Below are 6,198 nucleotides of genomic sequence, written 5' to 3'. Positions count from 1 at the left end.
CCCCGATCACGTCATACGGAATACGGCAGCACTGCGGTATAGATGGCGAAGAAGTGGCAGGTACTGCCGCCAAGCACGAACAGGTGCCAGATGGCGTGGTGATAGCGCAGGCGTGTCATCAGAAAGAAGATCACGCCCAGGGTATAGGTGATGCCGCCGGCGACCAGCAGGATGAGCCCCGTCTCGGAGAGCTTCTCGACCAGCATCGGCGAGGCGAACACGATCAACCAGCCCATCAGCAGATAGACGCTCACGCGCAGGGCACTGAAGCGTTCAGGCCAGCGCAGCTTGAGGAAGATGCCGCCCAGCGCGAGCGACCAGATGATGGCGAACAGTGTCCAGCCGGTCGGGCCGCGAAGATTGACCAGCAGGAAGGGCGTATAGGTGCCGGCGATCAGAAGATAGATGGCGCAGTGATCCAGCAGCTGGAAGGCATATTTCAGGCGTGGGTGACGGATACCGTGATAGAGCGTCGAGGCCGCATACAGCACCACCAGGGTCAGGCCGTAGAGGCTGACGCTGACGATCTTCCAGGGGTCGACTTCGGCGGCGAGGCTGGCCATCACGATCAGCACGATCATGCCGACGAGGCCCATGACGGCGCCGATGCCGTGGCTGGCGCTGTGCAGCCATTCCTCCAGCCGGGTATAGAGAGCAGGCGTCGCGGAGGTGTCGCGTGAATTCGCGTCAACGACAGGTGATGCGCTGGAAGAGGGGGATGCCTGAGGAGGTGTCGAGGCGGGCCGTGTTGACGAAGGCTGTGATGACTGAGGTTGCGATGAAGAAGGCTGTGATGATGCAGCCGTTGAGTCTTTGCGCATGGCGATGTCTCCGGCGCGGGTTCGACTCCAGCCTACTCCCTGGCGGGTGACGTCGTCATGTCACGCTCGCTGTGCCAGCCAGTCAATTTGCCTATAAAGGAAGGGGGAACCAGTCAGGCTCCCCCTGCGCGCGGCTACTCGCTGCGTTCGATATCCACGTCGCTTGCCTGGGTGAAATCATCCAGTGCCATCATGTGGCCCAGCTTGCCCGCCTTGGTCGAGAGATAGTGCTCGTTGTGCGGATTCAGGCCCGTGGTGATCGGCTGGCGCTCACTGATGGTGACACCATCACGGGTAAGGGCATCGACCTTGCGCGGGTTGTTGGTCATCAGCTTGAGAGTGCTGACGCCGAGATGCTCCAGCATCGGCACACAGATATCGTAGCGGCGCATGTCAGCCCCGAAACCGAGGCGCTCATTGGCTTCGACGGTATCGGCGCCGCCATCCTGCAGCTCATAGGCGCGAATCTTGTTGAGCAGACCGATGCCGCGGCCTTCCTGACGCAGATAGAGCAGCACGCCGCGGCCTTCGGCGGCAATGCGCTTGAGCGCTTCCTGCAGCTGATAGCCGCAGTCACAGCGCATCGAGAAGAGGGCGTCGCCGGTCAGGCACTCGGAATGCACGCGGCCCAGCACCGGCGCGCCGTCATCGATGTCGCCCAGGGTCAGGGCGATGTGGTCCTTGCCGGTGGTCTCATCCTCGAAACCGTGCATGGTGAAGGTCGCCCAGGGCGTTGGCAGCCGCGAGGCGGCGATGAATCGAATGGTCACTGTTCACCTCGAACGCCCGGACAATCGCCGGGCTGAAAAAGCGCGGGCATGCGGTGGTCCGGCAATGTCTCGATGAGTCGCTCGAGATACCGTCGGCCAGCATGCAGTCATGTGGCGAGTTTACCAGTCTGTGGCCGATGACTCATCGCTCTGTATGGAAAAGCGTTGTTGCCGCCACCACCACAATGGTCGGATGACGCCAGCAAAGGAACTATAAAGGCGGGGCGATTTGCCAATGCATTTGTTGCATCACCACGATGGGCGGGATTTTTCTCAGGCTCTGATAGAATGCCGAGACATTCCCCGAGCTGATGTGTGATTCCGATGACCTTGAAGAATGATCGCTTCCTGCGCGCGCTGGCCCGTCAGCCGGTCGACCGTACTCCCGTCTGGATGATGCGCCAGGCTGGCCGCTATCTGCCGGAATATCGCGAAGTCCGCGGTCAGGCCGGTGGCTTCATGGACCTGTGCATGGACACCGCGCGTGCCTGCGAGGTGACGCTGCAGCCGCTGGAGCGCTTCCCGCTGGATGCCGCCATCCTGTTCTCCGACATCCTGACCATCCCGGATGCCATGGGGCTGGGCCTTTACTTCGAGACCGGCGAAGGCCCGAAATTCCGCAAGACAGTGCGGACTGCCGAGGAAATCGCGGCGCTGAGCGTGCCGAATGTCGAGCGTGATCTCGATTACGTCATGCGTGCCGTGTCCACCATCCGCCGTGAGCTGAACGGCCGCGTGCCGCTGATCGGTTTCTCCGGCAGCCCGTGGACACTGGCCACTTATATGGTCGAGGGCGGTTCCAGCAAGGACTTCCGTCATGTGAAAGGCCTGATGTATTCCAATCCGGAAGCCATGCATCAGTTGCTCGACACCCTGGCGCAGGCCGTTACCGACTACCTGAACGCCCAGATTGCCGCGGGTGCTCAGGCGGTGCAGATCTTCGATACCTGGGGCGGCACCCTGTCCACGCCGGCCTATCTCGAGTTCTCGCTGCGCTACATGGAACAGATCGTGGCCGGTCTCAAGCCGGACAGCGAAGGCAACCGTGTGCCGGTGATCCTGTTCACCAAGAATGGTGGTCAGTGGCTCGAGCACATCGCTGCCTCTGGCTGTGATGCCGTGGGCCTCGACTGGACCACCGAGATGTCCAATGCGCGTGAGCGTGTCGGCCATCGTGTGGCCCTGCAGGGCAACCTGGACCCGAATGCGCTGTTCGGTACGCCGGCCGCCATTCGTGCTGAAGTCGGTCGCATCCTCGACAGCTATGGTCAGGGGCCTGGCCACATCTTCAATCTGGGGCACGGCATCAGCCAGTTCACGGACCCGGGTAACGTCAATGCCCTGATGGATGCGCTGCATGAGCTGAGCCCGGCCTACCATCAGGATGACGCCGCCAATGCGACACCGGTCGCCCGCGGCTGATGGGAGAGCCCGTCATGGTCTTCTCTGCTGCCACCCCTGTTGCTGCCTATAGAAGGTGGCAAGTAGCAGTGCAGCAAGCAGAAGGGTGCCGGGCAGCGGGGGTGTCAGCATGACGCCGGTCGAGCAGCGTCTCATCCCGCGCCGCGGTTGGGCCTTCGTGGCGCTTCTGTGTCTGTTGCTGATCCTGTTCGGCACGCTCTCCCCGGGCGTGCCGCATCCGGAGCAGACCTTCCCCTGGGACAAGCTGCAGCATTTCTCCGCCTTCGCGTTGCTGGCGCTGACGACACGGCTGGCGGGCTTGACCAGCTTGATCATCCTGCCGCTCCTGCTGCTGCTGGGCGTCGCCATCGAATGTCTGCAGCTGGCGATTCCCTATCGCGGCGCTGAGGTGCTGGATGCGCTGGCGGACCTCGCCGGCATCCTCATCGGGCTGGGAGTGTTCCAGTGTGTCAGGCTGATTCTCCATCTGGTCCGCCTCGGGCCGGCCTCTCGCTGAGCCTCTCCCCCGGGCCGCGTGTCATCGATACGCGGCCTGTCTGAAATTGTCATGCATCAACACTTTCCACTCCGGCCGTCTTTGGCTATGGTGCAGCGCCTGCGCCATGTTGGCGCTTGCCCGGCATGTCGCGTATCACGACATCACGCCGCGTGGGCGTCATGCGGGCCGTGAACTGCCGGCCTGACGCTGGCGCAGTGCTGATTGGCGCAATTTCCGATGGCCATCGTGCCGTCTCTATCCATACCTTGATATCCCGTCTGTGATATCCAATGCGAGGGTCCCCCATGACCGAACGTCTCGATGGCTCCTGGTTTACCGAAATCTTCGATCGCCACGGCAGCGCCTTCTCGCTCAAGGTCAGCCACAAGCTGCATGACGAGCAGACCCCTTATCAGCACCTCGAAGTCTATGCCACCGAGACCTACGGCAACCTGATGGTGCTGGACGGCTGCGTGATGCTGACTGACCGTGACAACTTCCTCTATCACGAGATGATGTCGCACCCGGCGCTGTTCGCTCATGCAGACCCCAAGCGTGTCGTCATCATCGGCGGTGGCGATTGCGGCACCCTGCGTGAGGTGCTCAAGCACCCGGGCGTGGAGAAGGTCACCCAGATCGATATCGATCCGGCGGTCACGCGTGCCTCCGAGCAATTCTTCCCGGCGCTGGTCGAGTCCAATGACGACCCGCGCGCCGAGCTGCTGTTCGAGGATGGCGTCAAGTGGGTCGACAACTGCCCGGACGAGAGCATCGACGTACTGATCGTCGATTCCACCGACCCGGTCGGCCCGGCGGAAGGTCTGTTCAAGACCGACTTCCTCAAGCGCTGCCATCGTATCCTCAAGCAGGGCGGCCTGATGGTGCAGCAGAGCGAGTCCCCGCTCTATCACACCGATTCCATCATCAAGGACCTGCGCAACGACATGGGCGAAGCGGGCTTTGATAGCGTCGCGACCCTGCCGTTCCCGCAGCCGGTGTATCCGTCCGGCTGGTGGAGCTGCACCCTGGCGGGCAAGGGCTGTGACGTGAAGTCCTTCCGCGAGGAAGATGCCGCTGCCGCCACCTTCGCGCGTGACTTCTATACCGTCGAAGGCCATCGCGCCGCCCTGGTGCTGCCGCCCTTCATGCAGCGCCTGCTGGAGAAGTGATCTGCATGCACCTTGCGGTGGCACGGGAGTCCCATCAGGCACGAAAACGTGCCTGACGGGATGAACAAGCGTTGAGTCAGGCAGACCGAGACATTGGTCGCAATCTGCCACTCGCGCCACATCGCTGCACCGCCAACGGCCGTTTCGCAATGAAACGGCCGTTTTTATTTTGCACCGATATGAGGCGAACTGGTCTCGCCATGAGCCTAACTGCGCGGCAATCGCGCGGAATGATCCGCCGCCCCACCCCGAGGCTTTGGCCTATAACACTGGGTTTTAGCGCTTTTTTCAGCGTTGAACGCAGCGGATCACGCGATAGGCGGAAATTGGAACGCGGCTTGCTATTGTCGGTAGGTGCCATGCAATGCATTGCACCACTTCTGACTCGAGGCTGATCGAGCGGACTCCAGACTTTCGCGAGGGAATCACGATGCATAACAACAAGAAGCCACTGCTGATCGCTAGCGCCGCTGTCCTGGCCGCCTCCATGGCGACAGGCGCCAGTGCCGCGACCCTGGATAGCGTCAAGGAAAAGGGCTTTGTCCAGTGTGGCGTCAGCACCGGCTTGCCGGGCTTCTCGGCACCGGATGACGCCGGTAACTGGCAGGGCCTCGATGTCGATGTCTGCCGCGGCGTCGCCGCCGCCGTGCTGGGCGATGCCAGCAAGGTGCGCTATGTACCGCTGACGGCCAAGGAGCGTTTCACCGCGCTGCAGTCCGGCGAGATTGATGTCCTGTCCCGCAACACCACCTGGACGGCGACCCGTGACACCTCACTGGGCCTCAACTTCGCTGGCGTGAACTATTACGACGGCCAGGGCTTCATGGTCAGCAAGGACCTGGGCGTCGCCAGTGCCAAGGAGCTGGACGGTGCCGCCGTCTGCATCCAGTCCGGCACCACCACCGAGCTCAACCTGGCGGACTACTTCCGCCTGAACGACATGTCCTTCGAGCCGGTCGTCTTCGATACCTCCGACCAGACCGTCAAGGGTTTCGAAGCCGGTCGTTGTGACGTCCTGACCTCCGACCAATCCCAGCTCTACGCGCTGCGTATCAAGCTCTCCGATCCGGCGTCCGCGATGGTGCTGCCGGAAGTCATCTCCAAGGAACCGCTGGGCCCCGTCGTCCGTCAGGGCGATGACCAGTGGTTCAACATCGTCAAATGGACCCTGTTCGCGCAGATCAACGCCGAAGAGATGGGTCTGAGCTCCGACAACATCGAAGAGAAGAAGTCGGACACCAACCCGAACGTCGCGCGCCTGGTCGGTGCCGATGGCAACTACGGGGAAGCCATGGGGCTGCCGGCTGACTGGGCCTACCAGGTCATCAAGCAGGTCGGTAACTACGGCCAGATGTTCGAGCGCAACGTCGGTACCGGCTCCGCACTGGGTATCGAGCGCGGCTTGAACGCACTGTGGACCGATGGCGGCGTCCAGTACGCCCCGCCGGTTCGCTGATGCGCGGGCTCGCCCTGTACTGCGGGTGGGCCTTGCCCCTCATGACAGGCTGAGCAAGGACGCTGGCCAGGGGAAGTGAGCG

6 protein-coding genes are annotated in these 6,198 nt (G+C 62.4%); 4 read left to right on the top strand and 2 right to left on the bottom strand.

Annotated elements, in window-relative coordinates; translation table 11 throughout:
- Positions 1-11 precede the first annotated feature (11 nt).
- Both trhA and ribA read right to left on the bottom strand, forming a co-directional pair.
- Positions 12-641, bottom strand: a complete 630-nt coding sequence (gene trhA, locus AC4FAH_RS01695) for a PAQR family membrane homeostasis protein TrhA (protein ID WP_052384316.1) — start codon at positions 639-641, stop codon at positions 12-14.
- A gap of 314 nt (positions 642-955) precedes the next feature.
- Positions 956-1,591: a GTP cyclohydrolase II gene (gene ribA / locus AC4FAH_RS01690; protein WP_043331593.1), complete on the bottom strand. Its 636-nt coding sequence runs from the start codon at positions 1,589-1,591 to the stop codon at positions 956-958.
- Between the two features lie 324 nt (positions 1,592-1,915).
- Here ribA and hemE point away from each other — a divergent pair, with 324 nt between their 5' ends.
- The 4 genes from hemE (at position 1,916) to AC4FAH_RS01670 (ending at position 6,116) form a co-directional block, all read left to right on the top strand.
- A complete protein-coding gene (hemE, locus tag AC4FAH_RS01685) occupies positions 1,916-3,013 on the top strand; it encodes a uroporphyrinogen decarboxylase (protein WP_225347460.1) in 1,098 nt (365 codons plus the stop codon).
- Positions 3,014-3,122: 109 nt separating this feature from the next.
- Entirely contained in the window at positions 3,123-3,509 is a 387-nt protein-coding gene (locus AC4FAH_RS01680; RefSeq protein WP_215823670.1) for a VanZ family protein, read from the top strand.
- Between the two features lie 287 nt (positions 3,510-3,796).
- Positions 3,797-4,660, top strand: a complete 864-nt coding sequence (gene speE, locus AC4FAH_RS01675) for a polyamine aminopropyltransferase (RefSeq protein ID WP_043331591.1) — start codon at positions 3,797-3,799, stop codon at positions 4,658-4,660.
- A 430-nt stretch (positions 4,661-5,090) separates the two neighbouring features.
- Positions 5,091-6,116 (top strand): amino acid ABC transporter substrate-binding protein, encoded by a 1,026-nt coding sequence (locus AC4FAH_RS01670; RefSeq protein ID WP_225347461.1) that lies wholly within the window; start codon positions 5,091-5,093, stop codon positions 6,114-6,116.
- Positions 6,117-6,198 lie beyond the last annotated feature (82 nt).

Source organism: Cobetia sp. (genome assembly GCF_983723665.1).
This window is presented reverse-complemented; position numbering and strand designations above follow the sequence as displayed.

Coding starts and splice junctions, on each gene's coding strand:
- hemE (WP_225347460.1), top strand. CDS start 1,916: ATGACCTTGAAGAATGATCGCTTCCTGCGCGCGCTGGCCCGTCAGCCG.
- AC4FAH_RS01680 (WP_215823670.1), top strand. CDS start 3,123: ATGACGCCGGTCGAGCAGCGTCTCATCCCGCGCCGCGGTTGGGCCTTC.
- speE (WP_043331591.1), top strand. CDS start 3,797: ATGACCGAACGTCTCGATGGCTCCTGGTTTACCGAAATCTTCGATCGC.
- AC4FAH_RS01670 (WP_225347461.1), top strand. CDS start 5,091: ATGCATAACAACAAGAAGCCACTGCTGATCGCTAGCGCCGCTGTCCTG.